Raw genomic sequence first — 18,664 nt, 5'->3', positions numbered from 1 at the left:
AAATCGAATTAAGGGGATGTACGACCAACTTTTTGAATCTAATTACATTAATAACTTTTGAAGAATGATAATTTTAAAAATACTTCTTTGCAGATAGGACTGAAATCAAACTAACGGTATGCTATCGCAGTAATCAAAATAGTCTTAGTTATTCATGTAATACCAACATTGGTATCGTGGTGTGAAAACTAAGTTTTTCGATAGTAGTGTCAAATAGGATTTGTTGAAGGAAATTTAGGTTCTTGGCGACCATGGTTAACATATTAATCTGGTTATCAGAAACAAAATTTAGGATGCTGGATTTTACATCCTTGCTTTTTACACTGTAAAAACTATGTGATTTAGGCAATGTCTCTTCCAAATAATCTTTCAAGTAGTCTTTATTTTTTTCTTGTTGGTCAGTTAATGGGATACTAAATTGTTCCACATTAAAAACCTGGAGATTGGCATTTGTAATGCGTAATAGTTCTGCAATGGTTTTTAATATGGGATAGGTGTAATACAGATTGTAATCTGTAGGGAAGGCAATTTTTTGAGGTGTAATGAATGAAGCGTTTTCAGGTATGACCAATACATTACAAAGCACTTTGGTAATAACATCCCCGGTATTACTACCTACAATGGTTTCCATTATACCGGAAGCACCTTTAGTACCCATCACTATAAGATCTATTTTCTTTGTTTCCACTGTCTTACGCACAATATCTATAAAATTCCCATAATCTTGAAGTGCCAAGAAATGGTGTTTGTCATTTGTAGATACATCGGCAATTCTTTCGAAGAGTGATTTCAACTTTTTCCGTATGACAGGACTAGAAGTTTTTCGAGGAAATACGAAGGAATTATTCTTGATTTCTGATTTGCTTAATTCTCCAACGTGCAGTATATAAAAGCTACAATCCTCATTTTTAAAAAAATATATCGCATATTCTAGAGCGTTCCAAGAATTTTCGGAGAAGTCTGTGGGTATTAAAATATGCTTCATTAAATTGGTCTGTTAAACAAAAATAGACCATTGAGTAAACCTACTATATGATATTTGTCAGATTATTTAATGTTATGATTTTGCAATCATAAAGACTAATCTACATATTGTAAAGCCTCTAGTTCCAAGATTTTGATGTTACGACCCTCAATGGTGATTAGTCCCTCCTTTTTAAAACCGGAAAGGGTGCGTATTAGACTTTCCGGAGCTATTCCTGCCACACTGGCAAGATCGTTTCTGGAAATTTTAATAGGCTTGTCAGTTTTTGTTTGCATGATTTCCGCGAACTGTAATAAAGTTTGAGCCGTTTTCTTGCGTACAGAGCTGTAGGCCATTTGAAGTAATTGTGCTTTTATTACGGAAATGTTCTCAGTAAACAACTCCATTAGCTCTATAGATACATCTTTATTTTTTTCTAGAATCTCCATTAGGTTTTCTTTGGAAATACCGGCAAGCTTTACTTGCTCCAAAGCCGTTGCGGATTCTTGATAAGGAATATTGTTTAAAAAAGAGGTAAAACCTAGGAAATCATCTGCTTTATACAATGATGTTGTGAGTTCCTTACCGTCTGCATCCATACAATGGCTTTTGACCAACCCCTTAAGGATAAGATATATTTTATTTGATCGTGAACCTTCCTTATAAATAATAGCACCTGTATCAAATTCCACTATCTCGCCATTATCATCAAAAAAGTTCTTAAGTTCATGTAACGTACGCATTTCATCGTTTGAAATCGCTTGTTCCGTAGTTTCTGAATCGAGCATACGGTTTAAAAGTTGTGCCTTGGCCAACCTACTTTCAATGGCACTAATCAATTCATCTTCTTCAAATGGCTTGGTTAGGTAATCGTCCGCTCCTAGATCCATACCTTTTCTGATTTCCTTATGCTCTGTTTTGGCGGATAGGAAAATAAATGGGATTTGCTTAGTTTTTTCATCGGAAGATAATTCCTCCAAAACACCATATCCATCTATTAATGGCATCATTATGTCGCAAATTATGATGTCCGGTAGATTTTTCTTTGCGAATTGTATACCTATTTGTCCATTTGAAGCAGTTAGTACCGAGTAACCCGTAAGCTCTAAGAGCTCTTCAGTATTCTCTCTAAGCGCCTTATCATCCTCAATTAATAGAATTTGTTTCATTTTCTAATTTGGATTAAGTTTTTGGGGATTCGCAAAACAAAGGTAGAGCCAACATTTATCTTACTGGAGAATTCAAGACTTGCCCCCAAGTTTTCAAGGTGCTGTTTTGAGATGTTCAGACCGATTCCTGTACCCTGCGTAACCAAGGCATTCTCCGCTCTAAAATACCGGTCAAATATATGTTTTTGATCTTCTTTTGGAATTCCAATTCCTTCATCGATGACTTTGATAACAACAAATTCCTCCTCAATTTCCAATTTTAAATCGATAATGGAATCCTCCGGGGAATATTTAATGGCATTATGTACCAAATTAGAAAGTGCCAATTCCAATGTCTTTTCATCAAAAAAGACGATAGCTTCATCTATGTTATCGGGATACTGAATTTTCTGTCCGGATTTGAGTAACATGTTAGCGTTATAGATTACTTCATTCACTACTTTACTCAAAGGAAAGATTTCGTTCTTATAATTTACCTTTCCGGACTCCAAGCGTTCTATAGATAAAAAATCGTTTAGAATGGCGTTCAGGTATTTTACTTTGTTTTTAATAGTATTTACGTGTTTATCACGTTTTTCCTGTTGTTCTGTTTCAGTATATTTTCCCAACAAAGTAATGGATGTTAAAATACTGCTCAAAGGAGTTTTGAATTCATGGGAAACGAGGGATAAGAATCGTGTTTTTAATTCATTGAGTTCTTTTTCCTTGGCCAAGGCTTTTGTTAACTGCCTTGTTCGCTTCTCCACCGTTTTTTCAAGTTTTTCAGTATAACCTTTGCGTTCGGTTATATCCAAAATGATTGCAAAAAAGACTTTCTTCTCCCCCATTAGGGAAAGTTGGAGGTGTACTTCTACCGGATATAATGTACCATCCTTTCTTAGATGTTTGGTCTCAAAATCTACTTTACCCATCTCATCTTCCAATAGAGGCTTAGCCAAAGACCTAAATTCTGAAAGTTTAAGGTCAGGTTTAATGTCCAAAGGTGTCATCTCCGCCAGTTCCTGCATGTTATATCCTAAATTTCGCTGAGCTTCCTTATTTACGTTGATGAATTTGAGACTATCAATATCAAAAACATAAATTTCATTCAGGGTTTCATCAAAAATGCGTGCCCAAAGGCTAAGTTCTTTCTCTATTCTCTTACGTTCCGTAATATCAATGACCAGTGCCATGGTGTAGGTAGCTCCATACAGTTCAAAAGGGTTTAGACCTGCCTCAACAGGAAACTCGTGGCCATTTTTACGAACACCATATAAATCCCTTCCATGACCCATTTGGCGTTTTTCACCTTTGGCAATAAAATTTTGAACATGGGTTTCGTGGTGGTTATGGAAACGATTGGGGATTAGAATTTTTAAAGGTTTTCCAATGAGTTCTTCTTTTCCATATCCGAACATTTCCTCGGCTGAAGAATTGGTCGCTACAATTGTCTGCTCTTCATTTATGACAATTACACCTTCTGAAACCCCTTCTGAAAGTAGGTTAAAAATATTACTGTTTTTATTGAAAACATGCATAAATCAAATATAAAGAGATTAGACTGATTTTTATCATTTATTAACTATGGCCCATGCAATACATTTAAGTATTAAAAAGAGAGAAAGGATGAAAAATACAGCTAGAACAATGAACAAGCTCTATGAAAGTTTAGGCAAATTATTTTATGCCGTAGCGATTAGTGACGGTAGCGTTCATGTTAAGGAATGGGATAAATTAAAAGAAATTGTGAGGGAAGATTGGCTGTCTTTAGATGACTTTACAGATAGGTATGGCACCGATTCCGCAAACCAAATAGAAATTGTTTTCGATGTACTCATGGAATATACAAAAAGCAGTGAAGAATGTTTTGACGAATTCAAGGAATTTTATAAAGAACACCCACATGCCTTTACGGAGGAAATAAAGTCTACAGCCAAAAAAACCGCAAGAGCGGTAGCTAATTCTTTTGCGGGAAAAAACAAATCAGAACTAATAATTTTGGCTAAGCTTGATTTGTTGTTGAAATAGCTTCAATAGTTTTGCTTTGTACGGAATTATTTCAGAATTTAGATTTTAATGGTAAGAACAGGTAAATTCGCATGGTTGGCAACATCCTCACCTATACTTCTACTACCTAATAAAAAGTGTAAAAAAGGCTTTCTGCCGTGAGTAGGTATGGCAAGTAGATCAAAATTGCCTTTTTTGGAATAGTTCAATAAACCTTGCTCAACGGTGTAGTCATCATATATTACCACTTCTTGTGATACACTATTGGACTTAAAAAAGAATTTTGCGATTTTTTCTTCGATTTCATTGGTGCTTTTAAAACCATTATATGGCGTGTTGATATAAATGAGTTTTAATTTAGCGGAAAAACCATTTGTAAAAGCCTGAATATTCTTGAATGCCAATATAACATCTTCTGAAAAGTCACAAGCAAAAAGCACTTTTTCTATCTTAAAATCCGGATTTTTCATCTTTACTACGAGCACTGGCACATTTGACGTACGCACTACCTTCTCGGTATTTGACCCAACCAACACTTCACTTATTCCACTAGTCCCGTGTGACCCCATGACTATTAGATCAATCTTTTGTTCTTGGGCCAAGGTGTTGAACTCTTTGAAAATCTTATAGTTTTGGACAATTTCCCTTATCTTAATATTTTTCAAATATGGTTTGTCCAAAAAAGGTATGAATCGCTTTTTAGCGAGTTCCATATAATATCTGGCCTCCTCGTATTCCTGTATTTCATTTTTAGTCAGTACGGCTTCTGAAAGCCCCAGCATATGCAGCACTACAATTTCTGCCTGTTGCCTTTTTGCGATTTGCGCTGCAATCTCCAAGGCATTAGATGAGGTCTCGGAAAAATCTATGGGCACCAAAATTCTTTTCATACTAACTAAATGGCTTTTTTACGTTTATTGAATTTTTCCTTGCGTTTTCTTAACTGACGCTCTAAATCACCAATAGTTTCTGCTGCGGACTTTTCAAAATTATCTTCAATGGATTTTGCAAAAATGCGGGGACCTGGCGCACTTAGCTGTATTTCACATATTTTATCATTTCCATCTTTACATTGACCTAACTTAAAATAAATATCTCCACGGATTATGAATTGATATTTATGTGCTAGTTTTTTAAGATTTCGAGTTACTATCTCACTTAAGGACTCACTTTCCGGCATGTCTATATATTGAATATTTACAGTCATAAAAACATATTTTGATTCCTAAACAAAGGTAAAGTTGCCTCCTTCTTGGAAAAATGATTTAAATCATTTCAGGGTCGTTCACTAATTATAAATTTTGTGTTTCATTTTAAAATATACTCTCATGGCTCTTAATTTTAACCAATACGCTACAGAAGGCAATACCTTTCTAAAGGATTATGCCAAGGAGATGAATATGCCCAATGACCTGGAAAAAGCGGGGCGTATTTTCGCTTCCATCATGCATGCGCTCAGAGATATTATTCCGGCTGAAGAATCTTTACAGTTTATTGCACAACTGCCTATGTTCTTGAAGGCGGTCTATGTAAACGGATGGTCCTTGGAGAGGAAAAAGCCTAAAATTAAAAACATGGCCGAATTTTTAGATTTGGTTCGCGCTCATGTTGGGCCCACCCAGTACAATGACTTTGAATATAGCGATGATACTGCCGAAAGATATGTTGATACCACCTTTATTTATATAAGAAAATATGTATCGTTGGGTGAATTGGAAGATATACGTGGCAGCTTGCCAAAGGAATTAAAAAGCATGATTTATTCAAATATAATGTTTTAAGCAGCAAAGAAGTTTTCACCTTAATGCATAATGACTTTGGTCATTTCCAGGTGCTTGTAACAGTATTAATTTTAAACGAATCTTAAAATGGAAATTATGAGAACGAAACTATTATTATTGACTTTTTTGTTGATGTTGCCTTTAGCATTGCCATCTCAAGAGCTAAAGGGTATTGATGAAATAGCCCCTTTTAGTGAGGGATTGGCAGCAGTTCGGCAAGGTGAAAAGTGGGGGTTCATTGATGAGAACGGAACTTTGGTAATTGACTTTAGAAATGATGTTTATTGGAACAATGATGCTGATACCTCAAAGTCCGATATTTCAGGAGTGCGTTATCCTATGTTTCAAGAGGGTAGATGTTTAATTACAAAGAATGTGGAGGATGGTATTGCTGTTTATGGATTTATGGACACAAAAGGAAAGACAATCATAGAACCCCAGTTTTTGAACGTATTCCCTTTTAAGAATGGCTATACCACTGGCGTCTTATTCGATAAGGCATTGAAAGGTAAAAACGAATTCAAACTTGATATCTACGAGTTTAAGTTTTTTGATGTGTTGCTGGATGCCTCTGGTGAAATAGACGAATATTTTGAACGTCGGCATAATATCCTTATGACCAAAAAACGGTATCAAGTGCCTACAATTGGGGCAAAATATTTAGCGGAAAATCTTGTTGCGATTTATGGTAAAGATCAAGGTTGGGAAATACGAAAACTAGCAATAAAAAATTGAAATAAGAAGTTCTTAATAATATAACTAAACCAGTTTCCAAGGAAAATAAAATATGGGTCGATTAAAGGATAAAGTAGCCATTATTACTGGTGGTGCAGGTGGTATTGGAATAGCAACTGCAAAATTGTTTCTGGACCAAGGGGCCATGGTGGTCATTGCTGACATTAGTAAAGAAGCATTGGAGAAGGCCAGTTTGGAAATAAATCACGAAAATTTGTCGTATTGTGTTGTGGATGTTTCCAAACCGAAGGATAATGAAAAGATGGTTGCACACACTTTGGATGTTCATAATAGGATAGATATCTTTTTTGCAAATGCTGGTATAGAGGGAACCTCAAAGCCCATTGCGGAATATCCCGATGATATTTTTGATAGTGTTATTGACGTAAACCTAAAAGGGGTATGGTATGGCTGCAAATATGTAATTCCTAAAATGAAGGCTGGTGGTAGTGTGATGATTACATCTTCCGTTGCTGGACTGAAAGGTTTTGCTGGATTGGGTGCCTATGTGTCCACCAAGCATGCTATAATTGGCATAATGAGGGTTGCAGCCCTGGAATTCGCCTCAAACAAAATAAGAGTAAATACCATTCATCCGGGACCGGTAAACAATGATATGATGAGGAGGATAGAAAAAGATATTTCACCTGAAAACCCAGGGGAGGTTCTTAAAGGTTTTGAAACTACGATTCCTTTTGGTCGATATGTGGATTCAAATGAAATAGCTCAAATGGCCCTTTTCCTAGCCTCTGAGGATAGTAAAATGATTACAGGTTGTATGCACATAGTCGATGGAGGAATGTTGACCAACTAAAACTTAGTATTCATCCAATGTATCGTGAAAAACAAGAAAGAGGATAGGAGTACTTGAGCAATAGGTGGAATGACCATGGTAGGCGTGGGTGTCGGACTTGCCTTTTTACAGACCTCACCATTGTAAATGGTTGCATGCATCTTATCTGGAATAGGTTTGGGACTTGTTATGACAGCAATTATTTCCTCAAAAAAAGGATAATAGAATTGATGGCCATTTTTAAACATCTAAAAGCTTAATTATGAGAGTATTTTGGATTATTGGATTGCTTATTATTTTATTTTTTAGTTGTAAAGAAAAACCAAAGGTTACTATACCCGATAGCGAAAAGACTATAAAAGATTTGCCTAAGAATGAAGGTTTATCCCCCGTTCAAAAGGAAATACTGAATTTTGCCGATTCTACTTTTTCCGGTCGCGTGGATATGGACGCATTAATTGCATTTAAAAAAATTGATGTCCAAGGAATTACAACGGATATTGACATGAATGAAGGTATTCTATTGTATAAGGAATTGATAAAATCCAATATTGTAGAAGTGTTGCCCATATTTGAAGTTAAAAATACAAATTCAGCTATTTTACCAATAAAGGGGAAGGGGTTTGGAGGAGCTATATGGGCAAAGGTTTTGGTTGATATAAAGACTTTGGAAATCAAAAAGATTGAATTTGACCACAAGTCGGAAACATATGGCTACGGATCGGAAGTGACACAAAGTACTTTTGAAAATCAGTTTGTAGGAACAAAAATAGACTTAGATAAAAATTCCTTTACCCTTCAACAAAATATGGAGAAAAGGATGGATGATGGTGTATATGTCGATGGTATCTCTGGGGCTACAATAACTAGTGCGGCCGCTATTCAGATGGTTAATTTAGGGCTTCAAAAGTATAAGGGATATTTAGTGCATACTAGATGAAATTAAAAACACAATTATTCCTGGAACTTTGGATGGAAGCAAGAACACGTTTTACCAATCAACTTGAAAGACTCAAAGAGGAAGATTTGAAGAAGAAGCTGCCACCTTCTGTAAATAGTGTCGGTTTTCTTATTAGGCATATTGGTGACGTAGAGCTGCTCTTTGCAAAGAACGTTTTTGGTGCATCTGGAGTTAAGGTAATAGCCAAAACGGTAATAGCCTCAACCGATACGGGTGAATGGACCAATCTTTCTGAACTTAATGACTATGTTTATTATTCATTTAATACACTAAAAGCTATTGTGGAACAGCAAGAGGAAATGGATTGGGAAACCCTGGTGACCACCAAAGAATTCGGCACAAAGACAAAAGCGGAGGCTTTTGGGCGAATTGTATCCCATACCAACCATCATGCCGGTCAGATGGCAATTTTGATTAAATATGGAAAATAGATTCATGAGAATTTTAGTGTCTTTTCCTCCCCAAAAGTCTCATGGCCTTATCACTTTTTACGTAAGTAGCATTTTCATTTCTGAAAGAGAAATATGACTATTATTATCTAGAAATTAAAAAATAGTATCTATCCAACTAATGTTTGTCGTTTGGGCTTAATTCAGACATTGTTCAGATTTTGAATTACCTGTTCAAGTTTTGCACGTACCTTTTTCGCTATCAAAACAAGGTCATCGTTTTTAATAGCTTGCATGGAGGCAGCTGGATCTACGGCCGCAATTTCTATATTACCTTCCTTAATCTCTTGTACTATTACATTGCAAGGTAGCATGGTGCCAATTTTATTTTCTGCCTGAAGCGCCTGGTAAGCCATAGATGGATTGCAGGCCCCAAGAATTTTATAATTTAAGATGTCAACATCTAGTTTTTGCTTAAGGGTAGTTTTCATATCTATTTCAGTCAAAACTCCAAAACCTTCCTCTTTTAAGGCCTCTTTTGTTTTTGAAATTGCTTCCTCAAATGTTATGTTTTTTAATTCGGTAGAAAAATAGTAGCCCATTGATTTACTGTTTTATTGACATGATTTGTGTAATAGGAATCGTATTGAATACTTGTATATTAGTGGTTTAGTGGGTCAAGTTACTGATTGTGTGGTTTTTGATTAATGATTTATATCATATTGGAATAACTAGTAAATTAAGTAAGATGAGGTTTTAAGTTGCCTAATATGAGTTGCGATACCAAGTAGTGTTCCTATACTCTTTGTTTTTTGAGACCGCCTCCCGGTTCTTCACTATTAGGAAATTTTCATTAATGCGTCTACTTCTATACCCCATTAAATGAAAGAATTTTTTTGCCAAGAATTTCGCTACCCTTAAATCCACCCTTAATGCATCTTTCTGGTCTGATATCCATGAAACGCCTGGTAAAATTGCCAGCATACGATCTACTTGCAATTTTCTAAGCAATGAAGAAAGTGAGAGAAAAATAGAAGGTATGTGCCTTATAATAAAAAAGCCATCTTCGCCCTTTTTCTGGTATAAGGGCATGAAGATATTTCCTTTTAAAGGTGTTAATACAGGTACCGAATTACTGGTAGCGATTTGTTGCCCTTTTTTTACCTGCTCAAAATTTGAAAATCCCGGTTTTGTGTAGAAATCTTCATCTTGTCCTATTTTATGATGGTGTACAATTTCATATGCATGGTTCAAATCTTCAGTTGAACGGTTAAGAATAGTATAGTAGGTATCGTAATCTACCCCGACTTTTAGAATGACACCAGTATAAATTAATGTGAGGTATACGAATGCGATATGATTTTCTATAGAAGAAGGAGCATCATGCTGTCCAGATTCAAATCCAAAGGCTACGTAGCCAAGTTGATTGATGTAACTTAATAAGGTTCCCTCCAGATATTCTTCAATTCCTAAAAGTAAAGGTACCGGATATTGTTCTGTGAATTTCCGATTAAGGAGTGTGTCGTTAACCGTAATAAAGGGTTTTGTTGGGCTTGAAGTGGTATGGAGATCAACAAAATAAAAGGGTCCGTTATCTATTTCTAAAATTTGAGAAATTATTGTATAAAGTTGGTATTGTTCGTAGTCTTCTTCATTTTTAATGATTTTGTCTTCTTTTAATAGCCATTCGGCCCTTTCCTCATTCCACATACGGTTCAGGTCTTCTCGGTTATATCGTACACCCTGTTGAAGGGCAGAAAGATTGCCAGCAATGGCATATATTTTTCCTCTTACAACAATATTTTTTGATTTAATGTCATCAAGCACCTTGACCAATGCGAAAACGCCAGATGGTTCATTACCGTGAATTCCAGCCGTGAAAATTATGGTGGGCCCAGCTGTATCACCCTCCAACCGTCCAAGGATTCGATTTATTTCAATGGATTGAACAAGTGCCTTACTATAAACCTTTACCATTTTATATTTCGGTCATATCTTTCAAAGTAATAATACCAATAAGGGAGCTTTTGTTTACTACGGGTACGCAGCCTATATGATTTTTTTCTAGTAACTCGTAAACGGTTTCCAAATCGGTTTCTGGAGCTACTGAGATTACTTCGTTTACCATCAGATCACCTACTTTGGTGGTGGTAAAATCCGTCCGCTCTTTTAGATATTCGGTCATATGGCTCCAAGTCAAGAGTCCACAAAGTTCATTCTCGTCATTCAATACTGGAACATGGTGAATATTCTTCCAATTCATAATGCTAGTGGCCATATCCGCCATATCGTTTTCATTGACGGTGAGCAATTGGGTGGACATTATGTGTTTTGCCAGTCTGGCACTGGATCGAACCTTAAATCCTTTAGGAATTATTGGCCAATCTGAAACAGGGGCTAATGTTTGCTGGTTTTCATAAATTGCCTCCGTTAGAGCAATAACCGCATCATCTTGTTTCATGTTCTTTTTGAGTTGACGGTAACTTAGAACACTCCATCTTGAACCACTATTTCCTTTGGCCCTTTTCTCTATGACTTCCAAATAACGATGGATGTCATTCGGATTGATATTGCATTTTTTTAATCCTTCATACGCAAGTGGGAGTAATTCCTTGATAACTAAATCTCGTATGGGTATCTCAGTTCCTTTCCATAGCATTATGCTTGCAGCCCCATTTCTGGCCGCCTTAATAAAGTTATCCTTAGCATCCTGAAAGTCCATGACTTTGGTAATGTCGTCAAATTCCGCGGGTCTGGATTTCATAAGTCCTACCCAAAACGCAAAATTTGCCATTTCATCAAGAACTGTAGGTCCTGAAGGAAGGTATCTGTTTTCAATCCGGATATGGGCATTCTTTTTAGTAGCACCATAACAAGGACGGTTCCAGCGATAAATAGTGCCATTGTGCAAATTGAGTGCATTCAATTTTGGAATATTTCCCTTTTTTAATTCTAAGAGAGAATCCTTTTCCACATTATTGGTCAACATAACTTCATACTGGGCGATGTCTTCCTTATAAATATCTATGATGGACCCTGATACCCATGAATTACCGAAGGTAACCCTGGCCAGTTTGTCTTGAAGTGTATAGGAAGAACTTCTTGTGTCTATACTCTGTTGGAACAAGGCAATTCGTGTCTCGCTCCAAAGTTCGCGCCCCATCAAAAGAGGAGAATTGGTGGCTATACCCAGTATAGGGCCTGATATTGCCTGAGCCCAATTATAACTGGCTACAAAATCATCTGGAGCAATTTGGAGATGCATTTGAAAACTGGTATTACAAGCCTCAAACAAAACTGAGTCATGGTGAATGGAAAGTTCGTCTACTCCACGAATGTGCATTTCAAAATCTTTTTTACGTAGTAATTTTATGGCATTGTTTAAGAGTTCATAGCGGATGTTTGGTGTCATGAACTCCATGGAAAGTTCTTGTGTGGTAATTGTTGGCAGTATACCAGTTAATATAACCTTGTTATCATAATTACTAGCGGTCTGCATTGCCTTGTTTAGTAATAACGTAAGTTTTTTTTCCATCACTGAGAAACAATTCTCTTTTAACTCTTCAGGATCCAAGTTGATTTCAAGGTTATAACGGGCAATTTCGTTCGTAAAATGGGAGTCGTCAATAGCCCTTAGGATTCTTATTGCGTCTTGGGTAGGACGCCAGTTCTCATCAACCAAACAAAACTCTTGTTCTGAACCAATATGCATAACCTCACTTTCAATCATACCATCTCTAAGCATGATTTTTAATGCCTGAATATCATTCAGTAAATTTTTAATGAATCTTGCTCTAGAATCTTTATCAATTTTTTCTACTTGGTATGTTCCCATGGTAGTTGTTTTGAATATGTTTTGCTTCAGGCATTGATTTTAATTTTTTGAGATGAATTGGAATTGGAGCATATCCAATCATTTAATTCCTCCACATCCTTAATTTTACACAATTGGGTGCCATCGGTCATAGTGGCTGCAGTTCCACAAGCAACCCCATATTGGGCCATTTCCAGTAATGATTTTCCCTGGGCAAGTGCAAGAACCATTCCTGCAACCATGCTATCACCAGCACCAATAGTACTTTTTTGGTATACTACGGGTGCAGAAATGTAATCAATTGATTGAGAGGTAAACATTACGGCACCTTGAGGTCCCATTGAAACCACTAATACTTCACAAGGATTATTCTTTAAAAAAGTTTGGCCGATAGATTCCAGTTCCAGAAAAGAGATCGTTTCTACTCCGCAGAGTGTAGCGAGTTCTCCTAGATTGGGTTTTAGCAGATAGGCTCCGGCCTGTGCACCTTTCAACAAGGCTTCCCCTGAGGTGTCCAGAATAAATTTCACTTTTTTATCTCCGGCAATTTTAGAAATTCTGGCAAAAAAATCGGTAGGCATGCCAGGGCATAGGCTTCCACTGGCCACCAAAATATCTCCTTCCGCAAGTACGGCTTCCAATTGCTCCAAAGTCTTTTTCCATTCTTGGTCTTTGATCAAGGGTCCGGGCATCCCAAAACGATATTGTTCATTATTCGAAGTATCTGTTACCGCAAAGTTTTCACGTACCCGCCCTTCTATTGGAACTACTAGTTGTGGAATACCAAAATCAACTAACATATCGTTTAAATGGCTTCCAGTTGGTCCTCCTGCCAAATACATACATAAGGAGGTTCCGCCTAGTTCGAGAAGCACTCGAGAAATGTTAATACCCCCCCCACCAGCTTCATAGACGGGATGGCTACATCTTAATTTATTATTTGGTTTTATTCTAGATACAGTAGTGCTTTTGTCTATGGCCGGGTTGACAGTTAATGTTATTATCCTATTCATATTGTGGGTTATTTTAACTGTGTTTTCTCAAATATAATAGTATGTCAAATGGCCTCATATGACCAATGTCATTGTTGAAAAAGTACCTCTGGAATACTTTCGTCTAAAAACAAAACAATATGAAAGGGGTTCTAAAATTGGGGAGTATTTCTGGGATTAAGATAGAAGTACATTGGACGTTTACCCTATTGTTGTTTTGGGTCGCTTTCCTGGAGATACAGCGAGGATCTAATTTGGATAGAATACTACTTAATGAAGCCCTCATAGTAGTACTATTCATTTGTGTTATACTTCATGAATTAGGTCATGCATTAACGGCAAAAAAATTCAATATCAACACCCAAAAAATAACACTTTTACCTATTGGCGGAGTTGCCATGTTGGAAAAGATGCCAGAAAAACCTAGGCAGGAACTGTTGGTTGCCCTTGCCGGACCAGCTGTTAATGTGGTTATTGCCGTTTTAATTTTTTTGGTAGTTCCCGTAAAACGATACTTTAACTTTGATGCCATCGTATTGGAGGAAGTTTTGTACCAAACCACATTCCAAAATTTTTTATTCTATCTTTTTATTGCCAATGTAATGTTGGTGGTCTTTAATTTAATTCCTGCGTTTCCAATGGATGGGGGTAGGGTATTAAGGGCATTATTATCCTTTAAACTAGGTCGTGTAGAAGCTACTAAAATAGCTTCTTCTATCGGTCAGGGCCTAGCGATTCTATTTTTTATTCTTGGACTTTTATTTAATCCATTTTTGATTCTAATCGCCTTTTTCATCTTTTTTGGCGCTTATGGCGAGAACCAAATGGTAAAGCAAAATTCATTATTGGAAGGGCATTTGGTCAGGGAAGCGACTTTGACGAATATCACATTGATAAATCCCGTCCATACAATAAAGGACGTCATGGATATCACCCTCGCTGGTGCCGAAAAGGATTTTGTTGTTATGGATAAGGATGAAATAGTTGGAATAGTTACCCAAAAGCATGTCCTAAAACATGCAAACACCCCGTTCCTTGTAGTGAAGGATGTAATGGATAAAGATTTTAAGACGGTAGATGCGTCAATGGAAATAGTAAAAGTGTTGGAACTGTTCGCAAAAGAAAAGAAAAATTTTTTCCCGGTTATGGATGATGGTATGTTGGTAGGGGTCATTGATAGGACCAATATTGGCGAATATATCCTATTCAAATCTGTACCTTTAAAGTAAAATATTTCTACAATGACCGTACATCATTTTGGCAAGGAAAACTCGCTCTTAAATAAATTTATTGCGGAAATCAGGGATGTTGGCATCCAAAGGGATTCCATGCGATTTAGGCGCAACATAGAACGGATTGGGGAAGTTCTAAGTTATGAGTTGAGTAAAAATTTGAATTATTCCAATACCACGGTACAAACACCTTTTGGAAGTAAGGAAATATCCTTGCCAAAGGATAAACTGGTATTATGTTCAGTGCTAAGGGCCGGTTTGCCGTTACATCAAGGTATGTTGAATTATTTTGATGGTGCCGAAAATGCTTTTATTTCGGCCTATCGTCATCATAGGGGCGATGAGGATGCTTTTGAAGTTATTGTGAAATATTTTGCCGCTCCTTCTTTGTCCGGCAAAACTTTGGTGCTTACGGATCCTATGTTAGCTACAGGGAAGACCTTGGAAAATGTTCTTGAGGCCTTGAAGGATCATGGTAGACCAGATCGGATTCATATCCTTTCCGTAATAGGCTCAAAATCTGGAATCGAACATATTACAAGAATTTTTCCTAAAAATACGCATTTATGGATTGCCGCCATAGACGAAAAACTAAATAGTAAGGGGTACATTATTCCTGGAATAGGAGATGCAGGTGATTTGGCTTTTGGAATGAAACTGTAAGTGTTTGTTAATCCTGAATCAACTTATTCGTTTGCCCCATTTAACCAATTCGTACCAGATTACCGATCCAAATCCTGAAAGAACGCTTATCCATAATAGCTTTGGAGTTAGCATTTCAAATTCAAAAAAACGGGTAAATGCAGGAATGTAAAGTAACAATACTACGATGGCGATGGTAATACCAATAATCAGCGGCACCAAATAATTCTTATATTTCAATGTGGTAAGGATTGAAAAGTAAAAGGAACGGTTGACAAGAGTGAGAAAGATATTGGCTGAAATAAGTACGATAAAAACCATAGTTCTTGTAGTAGATTCGTTCAAGCCTTCCGCCACGGCGAATTGATACACCAGGAGAGCAACAAGGGCAATGGCGAGTCCTTGTGTTATACTTGTTACCAACTCTCTAAACTTAAAAAAGGTGGTGGTAAAGGGTCTGGGTTTTTGAATCATGGTGTTTTTTTCCATAGGCTCATTTTCATAGATGATGGAACAGGTGGGGCCCATAATCAATTCTAACAATATAACATGGGAAGGTGAAAAAATCGTTGGATAGAGCCACCCTAGCGCTAAAGGGATGAATACCATCAATATGATTGGAATATGGATGGAGATAACATATTGAATGGCTTTTTTAAGATTTGTATAAATTTTTCTTCCAATGGCTATGGCATCTACTAATTTGGAAAGATCATCGTCCACTAATATTAACGATGCGGCCTGTTTGGCAATTTCCGTTCCTTTTTTACCCATAGCGATTCCAAAATGTGACGCTTTTAAAGCAGGGCCGTCATTTACCCCGTCACCAATCATGGCTACCACCTCATTATTTGCTTTAATGGCATTGATAATTCGGAGTTTGGCGTCAGGAAACATACGTGTATAAACCTGGGTTGTTTTAACTTTTTCCCTTAATTCAACATCATTTAATTGCATTAATTCATCGCCGGACATGCATCGTTCATATCCAATAAAATCAATTTCCTTCGCTATGGCAATTGCGGTCTCTGAATTGTCTCCGGTAACCAATTTCACATCTATTCCAGCTTTATCAAAAGAGGTCAGTACCTTGGATATATTTTCTTTAGGTGGATCATAAAAGGCTACGATTCCTTTAAAATCGAACTTGAATTCTTGTTGTTTTTTAGGAAATTCCATACCCATAAAGTGAGCCTGTCCCACCCCTAATAACCTATAGCCCTGTTTCCCCAAACTTTTTATGGTCTCCTCTATTTGGGACCTTTCTCGAATGGTTAAATTCGAAATTTCAAAAAATGCTTCAGGAGCTCCTTTGGCCGCAATGATTCGATGGCCATTTGCATTTTGGAAAAGATGTGTCATCATGGGCGGTTTACCTCCAATTGGGTATTCATGAACCATATGGTAATCTAATCTCTCATCACCATCTATCAACTGACCATAAGCATTATGGAGTGCGACTTCCATAGGGTCGAAGGGAATTGGTTCACTTGCCCACATGGCCAGTGTAATCAATTCTTTCTCAGCTTGGCCCATTTCATTTCTGGGATCTGATATTACTCCAGATTGTAATACAAAAAGCTTTGCCAAACTCATTTTGTTTTTTGTAATGGTACCGGTTTTGTCCGCACAGATTACCGTGGCGCTGCCCAAGGTTTCAACAGTTTTTATTTGTTTTACCAATACCCCCATTTTCATTAGGCGCCATGTACCCACCGCCATAAAGGTTGTAAAAGCTACAGGTATTTCCTCTGGTAGAATACTCATTGCAATGGTAAGGGCTTTTAGTAGACTATCCATCAAATCCAGGGATTTATTATAGTTCATTGCCCATACCAATAAAAAAACGACCACCCCCCAGACGGACATCTTTTTGACAAAATTTGAGATTTGTCTTTCTAGGGGTGTTTTTTCTTCTTGGATAGCCTCCAGACTTTTACTTATTTTCCCTAGTTCCGTATCATTCCCTATTGCCACTACGGTTGCAATGGCCAAGCCACTCACTACCGTTGTACCGCTAAAAATGGAATTATCGTCATTTTTGGAGTCCTTAAAAACAGCAAGGGATTCTCCTGTTAAAATAGACTCGTTAACGGAAAAATCATTGGAATGGATAATGGTTCCATCAGCAGGGATTAAAGTACCCTCCTCGACCATAAGACTATCTCCAATAACAACCTGTTCGCTGGGTATTCCAATGACCTCTCCATTCCTTACAACATTGCAATTAGGTTGTGTAAGTGCTTTTAACTTATCAAGTGCCTTTCTGCTTCTAGAATCCTGATAAAGTGAAATAGAGGCTACTAAAACAATCGCTACCGCCAAAAAAACACCATCCCCTACATTTCCACTCATAAAATAGATGGACGAGGCTACTAAAAGTAAGATGACCATGGGCTCCTTGGCTAAACTTTTTAGTGCATCAATAAAGCCATTTTCATTTCTATAGGTCAAGGTGTTTGATCCGTATTTTTTTCTTGAAGTCTCAACTTCCAAATCTGTCAATCCTTTAATGTCAAATTTACTTGCGGACATACCGTTTTTTGTTTGCTCAAATGTATAGGCAAAAAAATAGATGGGACTGACCTACATCATTTTGATAAGTGCTAATAGCAACTATTTTCGATTTATAAAACTAATGTTTCACCTTAAAAATAAAAATGTTATGTCACTCGTAAAATTTAAAAGAAGGCCTTTTGGTAATTTGATTACCCAAGATTTTTTTGATATGGACGATTTCTTTGACAACCGTAATTGGGTAAGGAATATGATGCCCGATCAATTCTGGAACGGTAAGATATCTCAACCTGCTTTGAATATTAAGGAAAACCATGACACGTTCGAAATTGAATTGGCGGCACCTGGTTTTGCCAAAGAAGATTTTGAAGTTACCATTGAAGACGGTTGTTTGAATATTTCCGCTGAAAAGTCTGTTTCTGATGAGGAGAAGGAGGAAAATTATACTCGAAAAGAGTTTAGTTACAACGCTTTTCAACGCTCGTTGCAATTGCCTGAAAGTGTAAAACAAGAAGCTATTAAAGCCAAATATAACGACGGTATTTTAAGCTTTACCCTTGCTAAAAAGGAAGAAGCAAAAAAAACACCTCCCAAAAAGGTACAGATTTCATAAATAAATTTTCCTGATAAACTTTTATCAAAAGTAATCCCCTCTCGAATAATCCATTAGTAAATATTTATAATGGATT

At 36.9% G+C, this 18,664-nt stretch carries 19 protein-coding genes; 9 read left to right on the top strand and 10 right to left on the bottom strand.

Features of this window, described 5'->3' with window-relative positions; translation table 11 throughout:
- Positions 1-148: 148 nt before the first annotated feature.
- The 3 genes from PP181_RS08315 to PP181_RS08305 all read right to left on the bottom strand — a co-directional run bounded on the left by PP181_RS08315 (position 149) and on the right by PP181_RS08305 (position 3,650).
- On the bottom strand, positions 149-985 hold the full coding sequence (locus PP181_RS08315; protein ID WP_272636723.1) for a universal stress protein: 837 nt from the start codon (positions 983-985) through the stop codon (positions 149-151).
- A 95-nt stretch (positions 986-1,080) separates the two neighbouring features.
- Complete coding sequence (locus tag PP181_RS08310) at positions 1,081-2,133, bottom strand: response regulator (RefSeq protein WP_272636722.1); 1,053 nt, start codon at positions 2,131-2,133, stop codon at positions 1,081-1,083.
- Positions 2,130-3,650, bottom strand: coding sequence for a sensor histidine kinase (locus tag PP181_RS08305; protein ID WP_272636721.1), 1,521 nt, complete (start codon positions 3,648-3,650; stop codon positions 2,130-2,132). Before PP181_RS08305 ends, PP181_RS08310 begins: the two co-directional genes overlap by 4 nt.
- 88 nt (positions 3,651-3,738) lie before the next feature.
- Here PP181_RS08305 and PP181_RS08300 point away from each other — a divergent pair, with 88 nt between their 5' ends.
- Positions 3,739-4,140 (top strand): hypothetical protein, encoded by a 402-nt coding sequence (locus tag PP181_RS08300; RefSeq protein ID WP_272636720.1) that lies wholly within the window; start codon positions 3,739-3,741, stop codon positions 4,138-4,140.
- Between the two features lie 38 nt (positions 4,141-4,178).
- Here the strand turns inward: PP181_RS08300 and PP181_RS08295 are convergent, their stop codons facing one another.
- Entirely contained in the window at positions 4,179-5,009 is an 831-nt protein-coding gene (locus PP181_RS08295; RefSeq protein WP_272636719.1) for a universal stress protein, read from the bottom strand.
- Positions 5,010-5,014: 5 nt separating this feature from the next.
- Complete coding sequence (locus tag PP181_RS08290) at positions 5,015-5,326, bottom strand: HPF/RaiA family ribosome-associated protein (protein ID WP_154918235.1); 312 nt, start codon at positions 5,324-5,326, stop codon at positions 5,015-5,017.
- Positions 5,327-5,447: 121 nt separating this feature from the next.
- On the opposite strand from PP181_RS08290, the gene PP181_RS08285 reads away from it, so the two are divergent.
- The 5 genes from PP181_RS08285 (at position 5,448) to PP181_RS08265 (ending at position 8,820) form a co-directional block, all read left to right on the top strand.
- Positions 5,448-5,900, top strand: a complete 453-nt coding sequence (locus PP181_RS08285) for a DUF2267 domain-containing protein (RefSeq protein ID WP_272636718.1) — start codon at positions 5,448-5,450, stop codon at positions 5,898-5,900.
- 96 nt (positions 5,901-5,996) lie between these two features.
- Positions 5,997-6,635: a WG repeat-containing protein gene (locus PP181_RS08280; protein WP_272636717.1), complete on the top strand. Its 639-nt coding sequence runs from the start codon at positions 5,997-5,999 to the stop codon at positions 6,633-6,635.
- Positions 6,636-6,687: 52 nt separating this feature from the next.
- Positions 6,688-7,449 (top strand): SDR family NAD(P)-dependent oxidoreductase, encoded by a 762-nt coding sequence (locus tag PP181_RS08275; RefSeq protein WP_272636716.1) that lies wholly within the window; start codon positions 6,688-6,690, stop codon positions 7,447-7,449.
- A gap of 241 nt (positions 7,450-7,690) precedes the next feature.
- Complete coding sequence (locus tag PP181_RS08270; protein ID WP_272636715.1) at positions 7,691-8,368, top strand: FMN-binding protein; 678 nt, start codon at positions 7,691-7,693, stop codon at positions 8,366-8,368.
- A complete protein-coding gene (locus PP181_RS08265; protein WP_154918244.1) occupies positions 8,365-8,820 on the top strand; it encodes a DinB family protein in 456 nt (151 codons plus the stop codon). Before PP181_RS08270 ends, PP181_RS08265 begins: the two co-directional genes overlap by 4 nt.
- Before the next feature lie 161 nt (positions 8,821-8,981).
- Here PP181_RS08265 and PP181_RS08260 read toward each other — a convergent pair whose 3' ends face one another.
- The 4 genes from PP181_RS08260 to PP181_RS08245 all read right to left on the bottom strand — a co-directional run bounded on the left by PP181_RS08260 (position 8,982) and on the right by PP181_RS08245 (position 13,605).
- A complete protein-coding gene (locus tag PP181_RS08260) occupies positions 8,982-9,380 on the bottom strand; it encodes a DUF302 domain-containing protein (protein WP_272636714.1) in 399 nt (132 codons plus the stop codon).
- Positions 9,381-9,543: 163 nt separating this feature from the next.
- Positions 9,544-10,755, bottom strand: coding sequence for a succinylglutamate desuccinylase/aspartoacylase family protein (locus tag PP181_RS08255; RefSeq protein WP_272636713.1), 1,212 nt, complete (start codon positions 10,753-10,755; stop codon positions 9,544-9,546).
- Between the two features lies 1 nt (position 10,756).
- The gene (locus PP181_RS08250; protein WP_272636712.1) at positions 10,757-12,613 is read right to left on the bottom strand and encodes a CBS domain-containing protein; all 1,857 of its coding nucleotides are present in this window, start codon (positions 12,611-12,613) and stop codon (positions 10,757-10,759) included.
- 26 nt (positions 12,614-12,639) lie between these two features.
- The gene (locus tag PP181_RS08245) at positions 12,640-13,605 is read right to left on the bottom strand and encodes a 1-phosphofructokinase family hexose kinase (protein ID WP_272636711.1); all 966 of its coding nucleotides are present in this window, start codon (positions 13,603-13,605) and stop codon (positions 12,640-12,642) included.
- Between the two features lie 119 nt (positions 13,606-13,724).
- Between PP181_RS08245 and PP181_RS08240 the strand changes: the two genes are divergently transcribed.
- Positions 13,725-14,813: a site-2 protease family protein gene (locus tag PP181_RS08240; protein ID WP_272636710.1), complete on the top strand. Its 1,089-nt coding sequence runs from the start codon at positions 13,725-13,727 to the stop codon at positions 14,811-14,813.
- 12 nt (positions 14,814-14,825) lie between these two features.
- A complete protein-coding gene (gene upp / locus PP181_RS08235) occupies positions 14,826-15,479 on the top strand; it encodes a uracil phosphoribosyltransferase (RefSeq protein ID WP_154918254.1) in 654 nt (217 codons plus the stop codon).
- A gap of 18 nt (positions 15,480-15,497) precedes the next feature.
- Here the strand turns inward: upp and PP181_RS08230 are convergent, their stop codons facing one another.
- A complete protein-coding gene (locus PP181_RS08230) occupies positions 15,498-17,993 on the bottom strand; it encodes a cation-translocating P-type ATPase (protein ID WP_272636709.1) in 2,496 nt (831 codons plus the stop codon).
- Positions 17,994-18,123: 130 nt separating this feature from the next.
- On the opposite strand from PP181_RS08230, the gene PP181_RS08225 reads away from it, so the two are divergent.
- On the top strand, positions 18,124-18,588 hold the full coding sequence (locus tag PP181_RS08225) for an Hsp20/alpha crystallin family protein (protein WP_154918258.1): 465 nt from the start codon (positions 18,124-18,126) through the stop codon (positions 18,586-18,588).
- The last annotated feature ends 76 nt before the right edge of the window (positions 18,589-18,664 follow it).

Origin of the sequence: Maribacter sp. PR66 (assembly GCF_028464205.1) — a bacterium.
Lineage (GTDB): Bacteria > Bacteroidota > Bacteroidia > Flavobacteriales > Flavobacteriaceae > Maribacter > Maribacter flavus.
Note: the sequence above shows the minus strand (reverse complement) of the source record. Positions and strands in the feature narration are given on the sequence as shown.